Annotated in this window: 14 protein-coding genes; 7 read left to right on the top strand and 7 right to left on the bottom strand. The window is 71.3% G+C overall.

Features of this window, described 5'->3' with window-relative positions; genetic code table 11:
• The first annotated feature begins 168 nt into the window (after positions 1-168).
• The 3 genes from A6A29_RS10525 to A6A29_RS10515 all read left to right on the top strand — a co-directional run bounded on the left by A6A29_RS10525 (position 169) and on the right by A6A29_RS10515 (position 5,189).
• Complete coding sequence (locus A6A29_RS10525; RefSeq protein WP_073719761.1) at positions 169-1,554, top strand: M14 family metallopeptidase; 1,386 nt, start codon at positions 169-171, stop codon at positions 1,552-1,554.
• A 73-nt stretch (positions 1,555-1,627) separates the two neighbouring features.
• The gene (locus A6A29_RS10520) at positions 1,628-3,361 is read left to right on the top strand and encodes a BCCT family transporter (protein ID WP_073719760.1); all 1,734 of its coding nucleotides are present in this window, start codon (positions 1,628-1,630) and stop codon (positions 3,359-3,361) included.
• A 190-nt stretch (positions 3,362-3,551) separates the two neighbouring features.
• Positions 3,552-5,189 (top strand): ABC-F family ATP-binding cassette domain-containing protein, encoded by a 1,638-nt coding sequence (locus tag A6A29_RS10515; protein WP_073719759.1) that lies wholly within the window; start codon positions 3,552-3,554, stop codon positions 5,187-5,189.
• A gap of 114 nt (positions 5,190-5,303) precedes the next feature.
• On the opposite strand, the gene A6A29_RS10510 is transcribed toward A6A29_RS10515, so the two are convergent.
• Positions 5,304-7,790, bottom strand: coding sequence for a Tex family protein (locus A6A29_RS10510; RefSeq protein ID WP_073719758.1), 2,487 nt, complete (start codon positions 7,788-7,790; stop codon positions 5,304-5,306).
• Positions 7,791-7,962: 172 nt separating this feature from the next.
• Complete coding sequence (locus tag A6A29_RS10505; protein ID WP_073719757.1) at positions 7,963-8,826, bottom strand: SCO6745 family protein; 864 nt, start codon at positions 8,824-8,826, stop codon at positions 7,963-7,965.
• Positions 8,827-8,971: 145 nt separating this feature from the next.
• Here A6A29_RS10505 and A6A29_RS10500 point away from each other — a divergent pair, with 145 nt between their 5' ends.
• Both A6A29_RS10500 and A6A29_RS10495 read left to right on the top strand, forming a co-directional pair.
• Entirely contained in the window at positions 8,972-9,934 is a 963-nt protein-coding gene (locus tag A6A29_RS10500) for a GlxA family transcriptional regulator (protein ID WP_073719756.1), read from the top strand.
• Positions 9,935-9,954: 20 nt separating this feature from the next.
• Positions 9,955-10,590, top strand: coding sequence for a DJ-1/PfpI family protein (locus A6A29_RS10495; protein ID WP_073719755.1), 636 nt, complete (start codon positions 9,955-9,957; stop codon positions 10,588-10,590).
• Here the strand turns inward: A6A29_RS10495 and A6A29_RS10490 are convergent.
• Entirely contained in the window at positions 10,577-11,377 is an 801-nt protein-coding gene (locus tag A6A29_RS10490; RefSeq protein WP_073719930.1) for an enoyl-CoA hydratase/isomerase family protein, read from the bottom strand. The genes A6A29_RS10495 and A6A29_RS10490 overlap by 14 nt on opposite strands.
• Before the next feature lie 90 nt (positions 11,378-11,467).
• Between A6A29_RS10490 and A6A29_RS10485 the strand changes: the two genes are divergently transcribed.
• Both A6A29_RS10485 and A6A29_RS10480 read left to right on the top strand, forming a co-directional pair.
• Positions 11,468-12,088 carry an HdeD family acid-resistance protein gene (locus tag A6A29_RS10485; RefSeq protein WP_073719754.1) on the top strand — a complete coding sequence of 207 codons (621 nt, stop codon included), beginning with the start codon at positions 11,468-11,470 and terminating at the stop codon, positions 12,086-12,088.
• A 148-nt stretch (positions 12,089-12,236) separates the two neighbouring features.
• The gene (locus tag A6A29_RS10480; protein ID WP_073719753.1) at positions 12,237-12,692 is read left to right on the top strand and encodes an ATP-binding protein; all 456 of its coding nucleotides are present in this window, start codon (positions 12,237-12,239) and stop codon (positions 12,690-12,692) included.
• A 24-nt stretch (positions 12,693-12,716) separates the two neighbouring features.
• On the opposite strand, the gene idi is transcribed toward A6A29_RS10480, so the two are convergent.
• The 4 genes from idi to galE all read right to left on the bottom strand — a co-directional run bounded on the left by idi (position 12,717) and on the right by galE (position 17,216).
• Positions 12,717-13,310 (bottom strand): isopentenyl-diphosphate Delta-isomerase, encoded by a 594-nt coding sequence (idi, locus tag A6A29_RS10475; RefSeq protein WP_073719752.1) that lies wholly within the window; start codon positions 13,308-13,310, stop codon positions 12,717-12,719.
• Positions 13,311-13,458: 148 nt separating this feature from the next.
• Positions 13,459-14,739 carry a bifunctional class I SAM-dependent methyltransferase/N-acetyltransferase gene (locus tag A6A29_RS10470; protein WP_073719751.1) on the bottom strand — a complete coding sequence of 427 codons (1,281 nt, stop codon included), beginning with the start codon at positions 14,737-14,739 and terminating at the stop codon, positions 13,459-13,461.
• 373 nt (positions 14,740-15,112) lie between these two features.
• Positions 15,113-16,054 carry a cation diffusion facilitator family transporter gene (locus A6A29_RS10465; protein WP_073719750.1) on the bottom strand — a complete coding sequence of 314 codons (942 nt, stop codon included), beginning with the start codon at positions 16,052-16,054 and terminating at the stop codon, positions 15,113-15,115.
• A 166-nt stretch (positions 16,055-16,220) separates the two neighbouring features.
• Positions 16,221-17,216, bottom strand: a complete 996-nt coding sequence (gene galE / locus A6A29_RS10460) for a UDP-glucose 4-epimerase GalE (RefSeq protein WP_073719749.1) — start codon at positions 17,214-17,216, stop codon at positions 16,221-16,223.
• Between the last annotated feature and the right edge of the window lie 186 nt (positions 17,217-17,402).

Here is a 17,402-nt window from a genome sequence, read left to right as displayed (position 1 = left end):
TTTGACCGGCTCATGGCCATTTCTGTCACACGATCGCCATCCGGCTGTCACGGTGACCAGGTGATCGCCCCCTGTCGCACCGGAGTTCACCGGGGTACCTTCCGCACACGCCGACAGGCCGGCGGGTACCCCCGTGCCCGTCCTCCGCATCCCGGGAGGCAGTCGCTGATGACCCCTCGCATCGCCCGAGCTCTCCGTATCCTCACCCGTCGCCCGGCCCCCATGCCGGGCGACGGGCGACGGACGAGCGCACCGGGGCTTCCATGCCGCCGTCGCACGGCCCTGCGCCAAGTGGCGCTGGCGGCCTCGGTCGCCGCACTCGCCGTACCGTTCGCCACCGTCCCCGCCGAGGCCGCGCACCGCCCGCCCCGCACCGGCTTCGAGCTCAGCGACGGGGCCCGCTGGACCGGGCAGCCGGAGGAGCGGTCCTTCCTCGCCGCCGTCGACCGGGGCAGCGACCGGGTCTCCATCGACCGGATCGGCACGACCGAGGAGGGCCGGCCGCTCCAGCTCGTCCGCATCGGTGGTCACCGCCCCACGGCGAACACGATGCTGCTGATCTGCAGTCAGCACGGCAACGAACCCTCCGGCCGCGAGGCGTGTCTGTCCACGGTCCGCGATCTCGCCTTCGCCGAGGACCGCGCGACCCGTGCCTTCCTGTCCCGCACGACGGTGCTGGTCCTGCCGACGGCCAACCCCGACGGGCGCGCCGCCAACACCCGGGGCAACTCGGACGGCGTCGACATCAACCGCGACCACATCGCCCTGCAGACCGCCGAGGGCCGCGCCATGGCGGCGGTGATCCGTGACCAACGGCCCGACGTCATCTACGACTTGCACGAGTACGGTGCGACACCTCCGTACTACGACAAGGACCTCTTCGTCCTGTGGCCGCGCAACCTCAATGTCGACGACGGGGTGCACGACGCCTCGCAGACCCTCTCCGACCGCTATGTCAGGACCGCGGCGACAGCGGCCGGGTACAGCAGCGGTCTGTACGGCATCTGGACGGACCCGGTCACCGGTGATCCCATCAAGCAGACGGCGGGCGACGGCCAGGAGCGCATCCTGCGCAACACCTCGGGCATCAAGCACGCGGTCGGCCTCCTCATCGAGTCCCGGGTCGACGCGCTCTCCGCCGCGGAGAAGGCCGACCACGCGCTCAACCAGCGGCGCCGGGTCCAGTCGCAGCAGGCGGCGCTCGACGGTCTGTTCACCTTCACCGGTGAACAGCGCGGCCGGATCGAGGCCGCCACCACCGCCTCGCGCCTCGCGGGGTTCAGCGACCGCGGTCCCATCCACCTCGGCGGAGCGGACAACGACCCGGCGGAGCCGGACGAGGTGCTTCAGGATCCGCCGTGCGGCTACCGGCTCGACGCCGCCCAGTACGCCGATGTCAAGGACGAACTGGCCCTGCACGGTGTCACCTCCCGGCGCGACGGTGACGGAGCGTACGTACCCCTGCGGCAGTCCGCGCGGGACCTGGTTCCCCTGCTGCTGGACGAGCGGGCGACATATCACCTCACAAACGGTCAAGCCGATACCGCTTGTTGATCCCCTGAGTTGTGCGGCGGGTGTGGTACTGCCTACGGAGAGCGATTTTCGGACTCCGTGAAAGGTGCCACTTGTGTCGCAGGACGATCAGAGAACGGGTGGGCGGGGAGATCTGTCGGTCACGGCGGATCTCCCCGCCGAGTCGCCCCACGGCAGGCGCCCCACGACCGACCGGGTGGTGTTCGGTGTCACGGCGGTCCTCACCCTCGCTTTTGTGCTCTGGGGTTCGATCGCCACCGACTCGCTGGAAAGGGTCTCCAGCCGACTGCTCAACGGGCTGATCCACAACGGTGGTTGGGCCTTCATGCTCGCGGCCTCCGGCTTCGTGGTCTTCGCGCTGTGGCTCGCGATCAGCCGCTACGGGAAGATCGCGCTGGGCCAGGAGGGCGAGAAGCCCGAATTCCGGACCGTCTCCTGGGTCGCGATGATGTTCAGCGCCGGAATGGGTATCGGCCTGATGTTCTACGGGGTGAGTGAGCCGCTGGCCCACTTCATCGATCCGCCGCCGGGTACCCACCCCGCCGACGCGGCCGAGGCCATGCAGACGGCCATGGCCACCACCCTCTTCCACTGGACGCTGCACCCCTGGGCGATCTACGCGGTCGTCGGGCTGGCCATCGCGTACAGCACCTACCGGCGGCGCAGGCGGCAGACGATCAGCGCGGTCTTCGAGCCGCTGATCGGCGAACGGCACGCCCACGGAGGCGTCGGCCGGTTCATCGACATCCTCGCGATCTTCGCGACCCTCTTCGGCTCGGCCGCCTCCCTGGGCCTGGGCGCCCTCCAGATCGGCAGTGGATTTCACGAGCTGAACTGGAAGGAGAAGACCGGCACGGGACTGCTGGTCACCATCATCGCGGTCCTGACCGTCGCCTTCGTCGCCTCCGCCGTGTCCGGCGTGGAAAAAGGCATTCAGTGGCTGTCCAACACCAATATGGTGCTCGCCCTGGTCCTTGTCGTGTTCGTCTTCATCGCCGGTCCCACCATCATCGTGCTGGACCTGCTGCCCACCTCGCTGGCCGCGTACTTCGGTGACCTCGCACAGCTCGCCGGACGCACCGAGGCGACCGGCAAGGGTGAGGTGGCCACCTGGCTCGGCGACTGGACGGTCTTCTACTGGGCCTGGTGGATCTCCTGGACGCCCTTCGTCGGCATGTTCATCGCCAGGATCAGCCGCGGCCGGACGATCCGGCAGTTCATCGGCGGCGTCATCCTGGTGCCCAGCACCGTCAGCCTGGTCTGGTTCGCGGTGTTCGGCGGCTCGGCCATCAAGCTCCAGGAAGCCGGGAAGCTCAACGACGCCGACACCCCGGAGGCCCAGCTCTTCGGTGTCCTCCAGGAATTCCCGATCGCCACCGCGATGAGCGTCCTGGTCATGGTGCTCGTCGGCATCTTCTTCGTCTCCGGCGCGGACGCCGCCTCCATCGTGATGGGCACGCTCTCCCAGAAGGGCGTCCTCGAACCGGCCAAGTGGGTCGTGATCTTCTGGGGCGTCGTCACCGGCGCCGTCGCCGCGGTCATGCTGCTCATCGGTGACGGCAAGGGCGATGCGCTGGCCGGGCTCCAGAACCTCACCATCCTGGTGGCCGCGCCGTTCACCATCGTGATGATCGGGATGTGTGTGTCCCTGATGCGGGACCTGCGGCAGGACCCGATGATCGTCCGGCAGGAGTTCGGGGTCGAAGCGGTCGAATCCGCCGTGATCGAGGGCCACGCCAAGTACGACGGAGACTTCGAGATCCGGATCGGCCCGGGGACCACCCAGATCACCACGGACCGGCGCCACACGTCCGACCCCACCGACTGACGGCACCCTCCGAGTACCGAGTACCGAGTACCGAGAACCGCCGGCAGGGGTGCGGCGGCGGCCCGGCCCACCGTCCGGGAGCCGCCGCCGCACCGGTACCCGGCGCGCGCGGCGGGGACCCGTCGAGGACCGGCCATCGGGCCGGGCCGGGCTGACCGGCGGCCCGGTCGCCGATTACTATCGAGCCCTGATGACTGCCACCCTCGTCGCCAAGGACCTCGCCGCCGGACACGGCGACCGCACACTCTTCGCCGGGCTCGACCTCGTGGTCGCACCCGGTGATGTGATCGGTCTCGTCGGAGTCAACGGCGCCGGTAAATCGTCCCTCCTCCGTCTGTTCGCCGGGCTCGACCGGCCCGAGGAGGGGGAGCTGAAGCTCTCCCCGCCCACCGCCACGGTCGGGCACCTCCCGCAGGAGCCCGAGCGGCGCCCGGGGGAGACCGTGCGGGAGTTCCTGGCCCGCCGTACGGGGGTCGCCGACGCCCAGAGCGCGATGGACGCCGCGACGCAGGGCCTGGTCGACGGGGCGCCGGGCGCGGACGACGCGTACTCCGACACCCTGGAGCGCTGGCTCGCCCTCGGTGGGGCCGACCTGGACGAGCGGGCCGAGGAGATCGCCGCCGACCTGGGGCTGACCATCGGCCTCGATCTCCCGATGACGGCACTCTCCGGCGGCCAGGCGGCCCGCGCCGGACTCGCCTCGCTCCTCCTGTCCCGCTACGACATCTTCCTGCTCGACGAGCCGACCAACGATCTCGACCTGGACGGTCTGGAACGCCTCGAACGCTTCGTGGCCGGACTGCGCGCGGGTACGGTCGTCATCAGCCACGACCGCGAGTTCCTGCTGCGTACGGTCACCAAGGTCCTCGAACTCGACCTCGCCCAGCAGCAGATCAACCTGTACGGCGGCGGTTACGAGGCCTACCTGGAGGAGCGCGAGACGGCCCGCAGGCACGCCCGCGAGGGATACGAGGAGTACGCGGGCAAGCGGTCCGCCCTCGAAGCCCGCGGCCATATGCAGCGCTCCTGGATGGACAAGGGCGTCAGGAACGCCCGGCGCAAGGCCACCGACGGCGACAAGCTCGGCCGTAACGCGCGCAGCGAGGCGAGCGAGAAGCAGGCGGCGAAGGCACGGCAGACGCAGCGCATGATCGAGCGGCTCGATGTCGTCGACGAGCCGCGCAAGGAGTGGGACCTGCGGATGGAGATCGCCACCGCTCCCCGCTCCGGATCGGTCGTCGCCACCCTGCGCGACGCACAGGTCGTGCGCGGCGACTTCACGTTCGGCCCGGCATCGCTCCAGATCGACTGGGCGGACCGGGTCGCCATCACCGGGGCCAACGGTGCCGGCAAGTCCACCCTCCTCGCCGCCCTCCTGGGCCGGCTGCCGCTGGATTCCGGGTACGCCACGCTCGGCTCGGGAGTGGTGGTCGGTGAGGTCGACCAGGCACGGAAGCTGTTCCTCGGCGCGGAGTCGCTGCTGGAGGCGTTCTGCGCGGCGGTCCCCGACACGGAGCCGGCCGAGGTCCGCACCCTGCTCGCCAAGTTCGGCCTGCGCGCGGAGCATGTGATGCGCCCGGCGACGACCCTCTCCCCGGGCGAACGCACCCGGTCGGCCCTGGCCCTCCTCCAGGGCCGGGGCGTCAATCTCCTCGTCCTCGACGAGCCGACGAACCACCTGGACCTGCCCGCGATCGAGCAGCTGGAATCGGCGCTGGAGTCGTACACCGGCACGCTGCTGCTGGTCACGCACGACCGGCGGATGCTGGAAGCGGTGCGGACGACCCGGCGGGTCGAGGTGGCCGACGGCGGCGTCAAGGAACTCTGAGGGGCCGGCCCCCGTCCCGTGAAGGAACGCGGGGGCGAAGGGGCGCGGTGGTGACCGGGCGGGGTGGGACAGTGCCGCGCACAGCGGCCCGTCCCCACCCCGCCCCCGCCGGACTCAGCGCTTCCGGCCGCCCTGCTGCGGATCCGTCAGCCCGGCCCGCCGCAGCGCGTCGGCCATCGCGCTGTTGGCCGGAGCGGGAGCCCCCGTGCCACCACGAGCGGCACCGCCCCCGCCGCGAGGCGCACCGCCACCACCGCGCCGGTCCCGACCGCCCTGGCCGTCCCGACCGCGCTCGCCGCGCGCCGCCTGACCGCCGCCCTGCTGCTGGCCCTGCGCCTGCCCCTGCCGCTGCTTCGGCGGCCGGCCGCCCCGGCCACCGGCCTGCCCCGACTGCCCGGAACCGGAGCCCGCGGCCGGTCGGTCCTCGTCGTCCAGCCGCAGCGTCAACGAGATCCGCTTGCGCGGAATGTCGACGTCCATGACCTTGACCTTCACGATGTCCCCGGGCTTCACGACGTCCCGCGGGTCCTTCACGAACGTCTTCGACAGAGCCGAGACATGCACCAGACCGTCCTGGTGGACACCGATGTCGACGAACGCGCCGAACGCGGCGACGTTCGTGACGACGCCCTCCAGCACCATCCCGGGAGACAGATCGCCGAGCTTCTCGACGCCCTCCTTGAACGTGGCCGTCCGGAATGCCGGGCGCGGGTCGCGGCCCGGCTTCTCCAGCTCCTTCAGGATGTCGGTCACCGTGGGCAGACCGAAGGTGTCGTCCACGAAGTCGGCCGCCCGCAGCGACTTCAGCGCGGTCGCGTTCCCGATCAGGGAGGCGACCTCGCCGCCCGTCGTCCTCACCATCCGCCGCACCACGGGGTACGCCTCGGGGTGCACGCTCGACCCGTCCAGCGGGTCGTCGCCGTCACGGATCCGGAGGAAGCCCGCGCACTGCTCGTACGCCTTCGGGCCGAGCCGTGCCACGTCCTTGAGCGCCTTGCGGGAACGGAAGGGGCCGTTGCCGTCCCGGTGCGCGACGATGTTCTCGGCGAGTCCGGAGCTGATCCCGGAGACCCGCGAAAGCAGGGGCGCCGAGGCGGTGTTGACGTCGACTCCGACACCGTTCACACAGTCCTCGACCACCGCGTCCAGCGAACGCGACAGCTTCACCTCGGACAGGTCGTGCTGGTACTGGCCGACCCCGATCGACTTCGGGTCGATCTTCACCAGCTCGGCCAGCGGGTCCTGCAGACGCCGTGCGATCGAGACGGCGCCGCGCAACGACACGTCCATGTCGGGCAGTTCCTGCGAGGCGAACGCCGAAGCGGAGTACACGGAGGCGCCCGCCTCCGACACCATCACCTTGGTGAGCTTCAACTCGGGGTGCTTGTCGATGAGTTCACCGGCAAGCTTGTCCGTCTCGCGGGACGCCGTGCCGTTGCCGATCGCGATCAGATCGACATCGTGCGCCTTCGCCAGCCGCTCCAGCTGCGCCAGCGACTGGTCCCACTTGTTGGCCGGGACATGCGGGTGGATGACGTCGGTGGCCACGACCTTGCCGGTCGCGTCGACCACGGCGACCTTGACGCCCGTACGGAAACCGGGGTCGAGCCCCAGCGTGGCCCGTGTCCCGGCCGGGGCGGCGAGCAGCAGATCGCGCAGGTTCGACGCGAAGACGCGTACCGCCTCGTCCTCCGCCGCCGTACGCAGCCGCAGCCGCACATCGATGCCGAGGTGCACCAGGATCCGGGTCCGCCATGCCCAGCGCACCGTGTCGCCGAGCCACTTGTCGCCGGGGCGGCCGCGGTCGGCGACGCCGAAGCGGCGGGCGATCATGTTCTCGTAGGCGGACGCACCGGGCCGGTCCGCCTCCGAGGGCTCCTCGGGTTCCAGGACCAGGTCGAGCACGTCCTCCTTCTCGCCCCGCAGCATCGCGAGGATCCGGTGCGAGGGCAGTGCGGTGAACGGCTCCGAGAAGGCGAAGTAGTCGGCGAACTTCGCGCCCGCCTCCTCCTTGCCCTCCCGGACCTTCGCCGCGAGCCGCCCGCGCGACCACATGCGCTCGCGCAGCTCACCGGTCAGATCGGCGTCCTCGGAGAAGCGCTCGGTGAGGATGGAGCGGGCGCCCTCCAGTGCCGCCGCCGGGTCCGCGACCCCCTTGTCGGCGTCGACGAACGCGGCGGCGGACACGAGCGGGTCCACCGACGGGTCGCCGAGCAGCCCGTCCGCCAGCGGTCCGAGCCCCGCCTCACGGGCGATCTGCGCCTTCGTGCGGCGCTTCGGCTTGAACGGCAGATAGATGTCCTCAAGACGCGCCTTGGTGTCGGCGGCCCGGATCCGCGCCTCCAGCGCCTCGTCGAGCTTGCCCTGCTCACGTACGGAGTCGAGGATCGACGTGCGCCGCTCCTCCAGCTCCCGCAGATACCGCAGCCGCTCCTCCAACGTGCGCAACTGCGCGTCGTCGAGCATCTCGGTCGCTTCCTTGCGGTAGCGCGCGATGAACGGCACGGTCGACCCGCCGTCGAGCAGCTCGACGGCCGCCTTCACCTGGCGCTCACGTACGCCGAGCTCCTCGGCGATCCTGCCTTCGATGGACGTCGTCACGGTTTTCCCGACTCGCCTTCTCGTACTGGCTGTACTGGCTGTGCTGGCCGTGCACAGAGCTTTCCGCTCCTACCGCTGCACGCTGTTACGGGGTGGTCCCGTTCGCCTGCATTGTGCCGGGTGGCCGGGGGCCGTGTCGCGCGCCCTCCACGAACACGGCCCGAAGGCGCGCTCAGCCCTTGCCGGTCAGGTCCTCGGGGAACGCGCCCGCCGTGGCCGCCGAGAACAGGAAGCCGCGCCCCAGCTCCGTCAGACGCTCCACACCGGCCGCGCCCAGATGCTCGTACGGTGCGGCGTCCATCCGGTCCGTCGCCTCCTCCAGCTCCGCCCGCAGGGCCACGCCGGACTCCGTCAACCCGCCCTCGCCGTCCAGCAGACCGCGGCCGCGCAGCCGCTCGGCCGCGGCGTCCCAGTCGTCGCGGCGCCAGCCCCGGGTGGCGAGGATCCAGCGCGGCGGCATGCCCTTGCCGGTCGCGGTGTGGCTGACCAGGGCCTCGACCGGGTCGAGACCGGCGGCGAGCAGGGCGGCGACATGGGCGTCGCCGCGGTGTTCGCGCAGCAGGGTCGCGGCGTGCCAGTACGCCAGATGCGGCTGCTCGGGCACCGGCAGATCCGCGTGGGCGGCGTACAACGGCCGGGCGTGTCGGGTGCACGCCTCGGTGGCGCGCAGCGCGAGCCGGGCCGCCTCGGCCAGCTCGGCGGAGGCGAGGGTCTCCTCCCCGAGCAGCCGGCGCAGCGTCGAGTCGACGGCCCGCAGCCGGGCGTCGAGGACCGCCGCGGGCGTGGCGGCCGACCAGACGGCGGGCACATGACGGGCCACCAGCTCATGGTTGAAGTTGTAGAAGGTCGCCGTGACCGTACCCGCGCCGACCGCTCCCAGCGCGGCGCCGCGGGCGGCGAAGTAGGCGGCGCTCGCATCGTCGATGCCGAGCTCCCCGAACTCCTTGCCGAGGTCGGGGGAGAAGTAGACGGTCGAGTGGAACGGGTTCAGCGCGTGGTGACAGCGGCGTCCGGCGCGGGGCGGCAGAGTACTCATGCCCGCACGTTACCGACTGGTTAGTACGTTGCGGAACCCCCGGGAGAGTCCGGCGCCGCCGCCCGGCGCGGGCCGTTCCGCCGTGGCAGGAAAGGTGGGGAACACGTCATTGCGGCCATCCCGCACGTCGCCCAGGATGGCACCCATGAAGCAGCGATCCGTACTCGTCGTTCTCTTCGACGGCGTCCAGAGCCTCGATGTGAGCGGCCCGGTGGAGGTCTTCGCCGGAGCCTCCCTCGTCACCGGGATTCCGTACGAGCTGCGCACCGCCTCGCTCGACGGCGGCCCGGTCCGCTGCACCAGCGGGCTCACCCTCCTTCCCGACAGCCGCCTCGCCGATGCCGCCGCGCCGCACACCCTCCTGGTCCCCGGCGGACACGGCACCCGCGGCGCCGACCCGGCCCTGACCGACTGGCTGCGCACGACGGCACCGCACGCGGAGCGGCTCGTCTCGGTGTGCACCGGCGCCCTGCTGCTGGCCGGGGCGGGCCTGCTGGACGGCCACCGGGTGACCACGCACTGGAACTACTGCGAGCAGCTCGCCCGCGACTTCCCGGCCGTCCGGGTGGACCCGGACCCGATCTTCGTGCGCGACGGGAAGCTGGCCACATCGGCGGGCGTCACCGCGGGCATCGATCTCGCGCTCGCCCTGGTCGAGGAGGACCACGGCCGCGACGTCGCGCTCACCGTCGCCCGCCATCTCGTGGTGTTCCTGCGGCGACCGGGCAATCAGGCCCAGTTCAGCGCCCAGCTCACCGCCCAGACGGCCGGCCGCGAGCCCCTGCGGGACGTCCAGCACTGGATCACCGAGAACCCCGACGGCGATCTCTGCGTGGAGGCGCTGGCGCACCGGGCCAGTCTCTCGCCCCGCCACTTCGCCCGCGCCTTCCGGGCGGAGACCGGTCTGACACCGGGCCGGTACGTCGACCAAGTGCGCCTGGAGCACGCCCGACGGCTCCTGGAGGACACCGCGGAAGGCGTCACCGGAGTCTCGCGGGCCAGCGGGTACGGCACCCCGGAGGCCATGCGCCGCGCCTTCGTCAAAGCCCTCGGAACGGCGCCGTCCGAATACCGCCGCCGCTTCCGCACCTCAGCAGCCACCGACTGACAGAACGAAAGGCCACGACCGTGCAGATCGCCATCCTGCTCTTCGACCGCTTCACCGCCCTGGACGCGGTGGGACCGTACGAGATCCTCAGCCGCACCCCCGGCGCCGAGACCGTGTTCGTCGCCGAACGGACCGGTCCCGTGCGCAACGACAGCGGAAGCCTCGAACTCGTCGCGGCGAAGACCCTCGCCGAGGTCCCCGCACCCGATGTCGTGATCGTGCCCGGCGGGCCCGGCCAGAGCGACCAGATGGAGAACGAGGCGCTGCTCGGCTGGCTGCGCGCCGTCGATGCCACCAGCACCTGGACGACCTCCGTGTGCACCGGCTCGCTGCTGCTGGCGGCGGCCGGTCTGCTGACGGGCCGGCGGGCCACCTCGCACTGGCTCGCCCTGGACATCCTGAAGGAGTTCGGCGTCGAGCCGACCGGTGAACGCGTCGTCCTCGACGGCAAGTACGTCACCGCCGCGGGGGTCTCCTCCGGGATCGACATGGGCCTCACCCTGCTCGGCCGGATCGCGGGCGACGAGCACGCCCAGGCCGTACAGCTGCTCACCGAGTACGACCCGCAACCGCCCTACGACGCCGGATCGCCGGACAAGGCCCCGGCCGCGCTGGTCGCGGAGTTCCGCGCCAACAGCCGGTTCACCTTCCGGTAGGAGCACCTCCGGCAGCCCCTGTCGTCCAGGTGAACCGGGGCGCGCGGCGTTCCAGGAAGGCGGCGACCCCCTCCGCGGTGTCGCCGCTTCCGCGTGCCTGCTCCGCCCAGTACCCGTCCCGGTCCTCGCGCCCCGCGGCGAACTCCTTCGCCGCCGCCTGCGTCAGCCGCGAGCGGGACGCCAGGATCCGTACGTACGCCTCGACCCGCCGGTCCAGCCCGCCGGGCGGCAGCACCTCGTCCAGGAGACCGCACCGCAGCGCCCTCCGCGTATCGATCAGTTCGCCGGAGAACAGCAGGTGCTTGGTGGCCGCCGGGCCGATCAGGGAGACCAGCCGTCGCGTGGACGACGCGGGGTAGACGATTCCGAGCTTGGCCGGGGTGACCCCGAACGACGCGCCCTCCTCGGCGAACCGCAGGTCGCAGGCGGCCGCCAGCTGACTGCCGCCCCCCACGCAGTACCCGCGCACCGCGGCGAGCGTCGGCAGCGGGAACGCGGCCAGCGCCTCCTCGGCCGCCACGGCGAGCACCTGCGGATCACCGGAGGAGTCCCGGAGCGAGGAGATGTCCGCTCCGGCGCAGAAGGTGTCCCCGGCCCCCGTCAGCACCAGGACGCGCACGGCGGGATCGGCCGCCAGCCGCCCCAGCAGATCCGGCAGGGCCTGCCACATGGCGGCCGTCATCGCATTGCGCTTGGCGGGGTTGCTGATGACGACGGTGGCGACGCCGTCGGCGACACCGTGTTCCAGCCGCGCCTCCGGCCGGGTCCCGCGTTCCCCGCTGTCCATACGGTCCATGCGCCGGATGCTATCCGTACCGTTCGAATCTATGATCAAGGAAGGGGTCACGAAGCGGGCACGCACCGTAGGGAGCTGTCGATGGCCGGTCCCGGAGTCGAAGGCAAGAGGCTCAGCCGGAGTTTCAGCGGGCTCGCCCTGCTCGGGGCCGTGCTCGTCGTCGCGGGGATCGTCGGCCTCGTCTACACCGGCGTCGCCACCCTCACCTCGATGCTGCTCTTCGGCTGGCTGCTGCTCGTCGGCGGTCTGGTCGGACTGCTGCACGCGGTCCAGTCCCGCGGCACCAACTACTTCTGGCTGGGTGTCGTGGTGGCCGCGCTGAACCTCGCGGCCGGAGTGGTCGTGATCCGTCATCCGCACGGCACGGCCGAGGCGCTGACCATGTTCGCCGCGCTGCTCTTCCTGACCGGCGGGGTGTTCCGGCTGGTCGGCAGCGTCGTGGTGCGCGGCCCGCAGTTCGGCTGGACGCTGCTGCAGGGCGCGTTCGGACTGCTGCTGGGGCTGCTGGTGCTGTTCGACTGGCCGCACAGCAGCCTGTACGTGCTGGGCTGTTTCTTCTCGCTGGCCCTGCTGTTCGACGGTCTCGGCCTGATCGCCATCGGGGTGGGCGGCCGGCGCATCGTCGGTCTGGTCTCGGAGCGGATGGCGCCGGAGACGGACCGGGACGGTCCGGGCAAGACATCAGAAAAAGATGAGAAATAGTCCCGCAGCTGTCACTGTCCTGCCTGTTCGATCAAATGACGTCGATAGTCGACTACTTCTGATCAGTGGCATGGGTCGGACCGTGCGATTCCGAACACTCTTTACTCGACGGTCAGTGATGTGCGAGTCGAGAGCGGGTGCCGGTCTTATGGAGAGCCGCGGGAGTGTCCCGGCCCATCCCGCGTCGTACGAAGGGGTGTGGCGTTTCACCGCCCCCGCCGTCGACGTGTCCGTGCCGCAGTCCCGGCATGCCGTGCGCGACCTGCTGGACCGGCAGGGTGTGCCGCTCGGCGACGACATCCTCCAGGGGCTGCTGCTCATCGTCTCGGAACTGGTCACCAACGCGGTCAAGCACGCCGCGCTGCTCTCGCCCGAACTGGCCGTCGAGGTGGCGATCGGCGCCGACTGGATCAGGGTGTCGGTGGAGGACAACCATCCCTACCGGCCCACCGCGCTGGAGACCGACCACGCCCAGACGGGCGGCCGGGGGCTGCTGCTGGTCAGGGAGATCACCGCGGAGGCGGGCGGTACCTGCGACGTGGAGCACACCGCGGGCGGCGGCAAGATCATCTGGGCGGCGCTGCCGTTGAGGACGCAGCTCTGACCGCCCCGTACCGCGCGCGGGGTGTCACCAGCCCGCGGACGGCCCCGTCAGCTCTCTGATCGCGGGCCGCGCCGCGTCGAGCACCGTCATGAACCAGGCCGAGAACGGCGCCTCGGCATGCTGTTCGGTCAGCTCCGCGGCGGTCACGAAGGCCGTCTCGCCGACCTCCTCCGGATCCGGCTTCGGCGGCTCCTGGGCCATCCCCACGAAGAGATGGTTGAACTCCTGCTCCACCAGACCCGAGGCCGGGTCGGGGTGGTTGTAGCGGACGGTGCCCGCCTCGGCGAGGAGCGAGGGCGAGATCCCCAGCTCCTCGTACGTGCGCCGGGCGGCCGCCGCGAACGGCGCCTCACCCGGGTACGGATGGCCGCAGCAGGTGTTCGACCAGACACCGGGGGAGTGGTACTTGCCGAGCGCGCGGCGCTGGAGCAGCAGCCGCCCCTTCTCGTCGAAGAGGAACACGGAGAACGCGCGGTGCAGCTGACCGGGAGCCTGATGAGCGGCGAGCTTCTCCGCGGTGCCGATGGTGGTGCCGTTCTCGTCGACCAGTTCGAGCATGATCGCTTCTGCTGTGCCGTTCGACGAGCTGTGCGTCGCGGTGGCTGGTGTGGTCGGCATACCCATCCTTCGCTTTGGTCCCCGGCCTCGTGCGCCGGACCCCTGGAGTCCGGTCAAGTCTGCCGCACAAAAGCCGCTTGTCCGTACTGCGGGTCCCGCATGTCCGCCCCCGCCGCGCCAGGACGGCGCGGCGGGGGCGGACGAGGCGTCAGACGCCGAAGGGCGCCGGGTACCGGATCGCGCCCGCCGGCACGGGCACCGCATCATCGAGGACCAGGGCCATCATCGCCTCGTCGGGCACCTCGAAGGCCGGCCTGATCCCGTGACGGGACGCCGGTACGAAACCGAACTCCGGGTAGTACTCGGGATGGCCGAGCACCAGCACGAGCGCTTCACCCCGCACCCGGGCCGCGTCCAGCACCGCCCGCACCACGGCCCGGCCCGCGCCCTGCCGCTGGTACGCGGGCGAGGTCGCGACCGGGGCCAGCGCGAGCGCCGGAGCGTCACCGACCCGGCACCGGGTCAGCAGGGCGTACGCGGCGACCTGACCGTCCGGGCTCTGCGCGACGTACGACAGGCCCGGCAGCCACGCGTCGGCGTCGGCCCGCAGGGCGTCCACCAGATCGGCCTCGGCCCGGGTCTCGAACGCCGCCGCGTTGACCGCGTGCACCGCTCCACGGTCCGCCGCCGACTCGGGACGGACCGGCCAGCGCGGATCGGCGGGGCGCAGCACATAGGCGGCATAGCCGTACTCCGTGCCGTGCTCGCGCCGCATGTCCAGCTCCTCACGGGTGGACGCCAGCGCCCACGCCATGCCGGGAGCCGCGGAATCGGCGGCCGCGACCCGCTCGGCGAGCGGGACGTAGTACTCCTCCCAGTCGCTCTCGGGCTGGATGAGGGCCGCCAGGACATGGCAGCCGGCGTCGACGGCCGCCGCCGTGGTGGCCGGCACCGGGCGCAGCGTCGCACCGTGCCGCTCCCAGAAGGCACGTGCCCGCTCGGTGGGCGTATCGGTGGTCCAGACGCATTCGGAGATCACCAGGGTGCCGCCGGGGGCGAGCAGCCGCTGCCAGTCGCGTACGGCGTTGTCGAAGCCGATGCAGTACGCCGAGCCCTCGGCCCAGACCAGGTCGAACGACCCGGCCGGGAAGTCGGGACCGGTGAGGTCGCCCATATCGGCCTTGACGGTACGCACACGGTCACCGAGACCGCGGGCCTCGGCCGCGGTGCGCAGCTCGTCGAGGAACGGCTCGTGCAGGTCCACCGCCGTCACCTCTGCGCCCGCCTCGGCGGCGAGCAGCAGGGCGGCCCGGCCGGGGCCGCAGCCCAGGTCGAGGACGCGCGGACGGGCGGGCAGGGGTCCGGCCAGGCCCAGGAGCCGGCGCGTGGTGGCGTCGGAGCCGGGGCTCTGCCGGGGAAGACGGTGGTGCAGGGAGAAGAACGCCTCGGTACGTGCGTCATCGTGCGAGGCGTCGATGTGGTCGGTCAACGTGGGAAACCCTTGTGAGGGGGCTCCGGCCGACGCGGCGACGTGGTGACGTCGGGGTCAGCCGGGAACCCGGGAGATGAGGAAGGACCGATTGCTGCGCCGGGCAGCCGTCGTCGCGACAGACATCAACCTCAGCTCCTCTCGGGAAAGGGTTTCGCGCCACTGCGAAAACGTGAATGCGAGACTCGAAACGTCTCACCCGGGAACCGTAGCACCGCCGCCCCCGGGCACCCGAGCGGTCCGAGGGGCCGCGACAGCCTCCGCCCCCGGCCCTGCGGCGGCCTCAGCGGCCTCAGCGGCCTCAGCGGCCTCAGCGGCCTCAGCGGCCTCAGCGGCCTCAGCGGCCTCAGCGGCCTCAGCGGCCTCAGAGACTTCAGAGGCAGAGCTTCGCCTCGTGCTCCGCATGCCCGCTCGGCTCCAGCTGGAAGGTGCAGTGCTCCACGTCGAAGTGATCGCCGAGGCAGCCCTGCAGATCGTGCAGCAGCTTCTCGTGTCCGATCGAGTCCAGCATCTCCTGGTGCACCACCACATGCGCGGAGAGCACCGGCATCCCCGAAGTGATCGTCCAGGCGTGCAGGTCATGGACGCCCAGTACGCCGGGCAGCGCGGTGATGTGGGCGCGCACCTCGCCCATGTCCACGCCCTTGGGGGCCGCTTCCAGCAGCACGTTCAGGGTCTCCCGCAGCAGTTTGACCGTACGGGGGACGATCATGAGGCCGATGACGAGCGAGGCGATCGGGTCGGCCGGCTGCCAGCCGGTGGCCATGATGATGCCCGCGGACACGAGCACCGTGACCGAACCGAGGGTGTCGGCGAGGACCTCCAGATAGGCGCCCCGCACATTGAGGCTCTCCTGTTGTCCGCGCATCAGCAGGGACAGGGAGATCAGGTTGGCCACCATGCCGACCGCGGCGAAGGCGATGGCCAGGCCGCCCTTGGTGTCGGCCGGGGTGATGAACCGCTCGACGGCCTCGAAGACCAGGAACCCGCCGACGCCGAGCAGCAGCAGACAGTTGGCCAGCGCCGCCAGGATCTCGGCGCGGGCGAAGCCGAAGGTGCGGTTGAGACCGGCCGGCTTGTTGGCGAAGTGGATCGCGAGCAGGGCCATGCCCAGGCCCAGTGCGTCGGTCGCCATATGGGCCGCGTCGGCGATCAGGGCGAGCGAGTCGGACAGCACCCCGCCGACGATTTCCATGACCATCACGCTCAGCGTGATCCCCAGGGCGATCCGCAGCCGCCCCTGGTACGCGGCGGCCGCCGTGCCCGTCGGGGGCGGCCCGCCGTGCGTGTGTCCGTGATCGTGGGCAGCCCCCATGAAAATGCCTCCAGGTCAGTGCTGCGACGCGGACGCGGATCGCCCGGTGAAGCCAGTGAACTACGGGTGGGGGGTATCCGGCAACACGGGACTGAACACCGTTGTCATATGCTCTGACCTGCGCAAATGCTTCCCAGGTCAGAGCCGTGACGTGATCGTTCGCGGGTTACTGGGCGCGGGCCTCCGGGTGGCGCAGGCACCAGCCCTCCCAGGCCGACTCGACCATCTCGCGCACTCCGCGGCGCGCCGTCCACCCCAGCTCCTCGGTCATCCGGGCGGCCGAGGCCACGGCCCTCGCCGCGTCGCCGGGCCGCGGCGGTTCGACCACCGGCTCCACCCGGTGACCGGTGACCTCCGCGACCAGGGCGGTGAGCTCCCGTACCGAGACGCCCTCGCCCCGGCCGATGTTCACCGTCAGATCGCCGCCCTCGGGCCCGCCCGGACTCCGCGCGTCCAGGTGCCGCGCGACGGCGAGATGCGCCTCGGCCAGATCGGCGACATGGATGTAGTCACGGACGCAGGTGCCGTCCGGCGTCGGATGGCCGGCGCCGAAGATCCGCGGAGCCTCACCGCGCGTCAGCCGGTCGAAGAACATCGGGACGACGTTGGAGACCCCGGTGTCCGAGAGCTCCGGTTCGGCCGCCCCCGCCACGTTGAAGTACCGCAGACAGGCGGTCGAGATCCCGTGCGCCCGGCCCGTCGCCCGCACCAGCCACTCACCGGTGAGCTTGGTCTCGCCGTACGGGTTGATCGGGGAGCACGGCGTCTCCTCGGTGATCAGGTCGACATCCGGTACGCCGTAGACGGCGGCCGAGGAGGAGAAGAGGAAGCGCCGCACGCCCGCCGCGACCACGGCCTCCAGCAGAACGGTCAGCCCGGCGACGTTGTCCCGGTAGTACAGCAGCGGCTTCTCGACGGACTCACCCACCTGCTTCCGCGCCGCGAGATGCACCACACCGCTCACCGCGTGCTCCGTGAGCACCCGGTCCAGCAGCGCCCGGTCCGCGAACGAGCCGCGCACCAGCGGGATGTCCGCGGGAAGCCGCCCCGCGATCCCCGTCGAAATGTCGTCGAGGGCGACGACCCGTTCCCCCGCCGAGGCCATGGCCCTCGCCACATGTGCCCCGATGTACCCCGCTCCGCCTGTGATCAGCCACGTCATGGCCGCCAGCCTATGCGCTGGTCCCCGCGCGGTTTGTAGGGCGAGGCGCTGATCGACAATGATGATCGCGAACGGCGCCGCATGGTGCGGGTCCGCCCCGAACGGAGCACAAACGGGCGGTGAACTCGGTCTTCCGTTCATCCGATAGCCTCAGCCGACGCGCCGCCGGTCCGCCTCAGGGCCGCA

The organism is Streptomyces sp. TSRI0281 (assembly GCF_001905125.1).
In the GTDB taxonomy this organism is placed as follows: Bacteria; Actinomycetota; Actinomycetes; order Streptomycetales; family Streptomycetaceae; genus Streptomyces.
This window is presented reverse-complemented; position numbering and strand designations above follow the sequence as displayed.

Coding starts and splice junctions, on each gene's coding strand:
- A6A29_RS10525 (WP_073719761.1), top strand. CDS start 169: ATGACCCCTCGCATCGCCCGAGCTCTCCGTATCCTCACCCGTCGCCCG.
- A6A29_RS10515 (WP_073719759.1), top strand. CDS start 3,552: ATGACTGCCACCCTCGTCGCCAAGGACCTCGCCGCCGGACACGGCGAC.
- A6A29_RS10505 (WP_073719757.1), bottom strand. CDS start 8,826: ATGAGTACTCTGCCGCCCCGCGCCGGACGCCGCTGTCACCACGCGCTG.
- A6A29_RS10500 (WP_073719756.1), top strand. CDS start 8,972: ATGAAGCAGCGATCCGTACTCGTCGTTCTCTTCGACGGCGTCCAGAGC.
- A6A29_RS10490 (WP_073719930.1), bottom strand. CDS start 11,377: ATGGACAGCGGGGAACGCGGGACCCGGCCGGAGGCGCGGCTGGAACAC.
- A6A29_RS10485 (WP_073719754.1), top strand. CDS start 11,468: ATGGCCGGTCCCGGAGTCGAAGGCAAGAGGCTCAGCCGGAGTTTCAGC.
- A6A29_RS10480 (WP_073719753.1), top strand. CDS start 12,237: ATGGAGAGCCGCGGGAGTGTCCCGGCCCATCCCGCGTCGTACGAAGGG.
- idi (WP_073719752.1), bottom strand. CDS start 13,310: ATGCCGACCACACCAGCCACCGCGACGCACAGCTCGTCGAACGGCACA.
- A6A29_RS10465 (WP_073719750.1), bottom strand. CDS start 16,054: ATGGGGGCTGCCCACGATCACGGACACACGCACGGCGGGCCGCCCCCG.
- galE (WP_073719749.1), bottom strand. CDS start 17,216: ATGACGTGGCTGATCACAGGCGGAGCGGGGTACATCGGGGCACATGTG.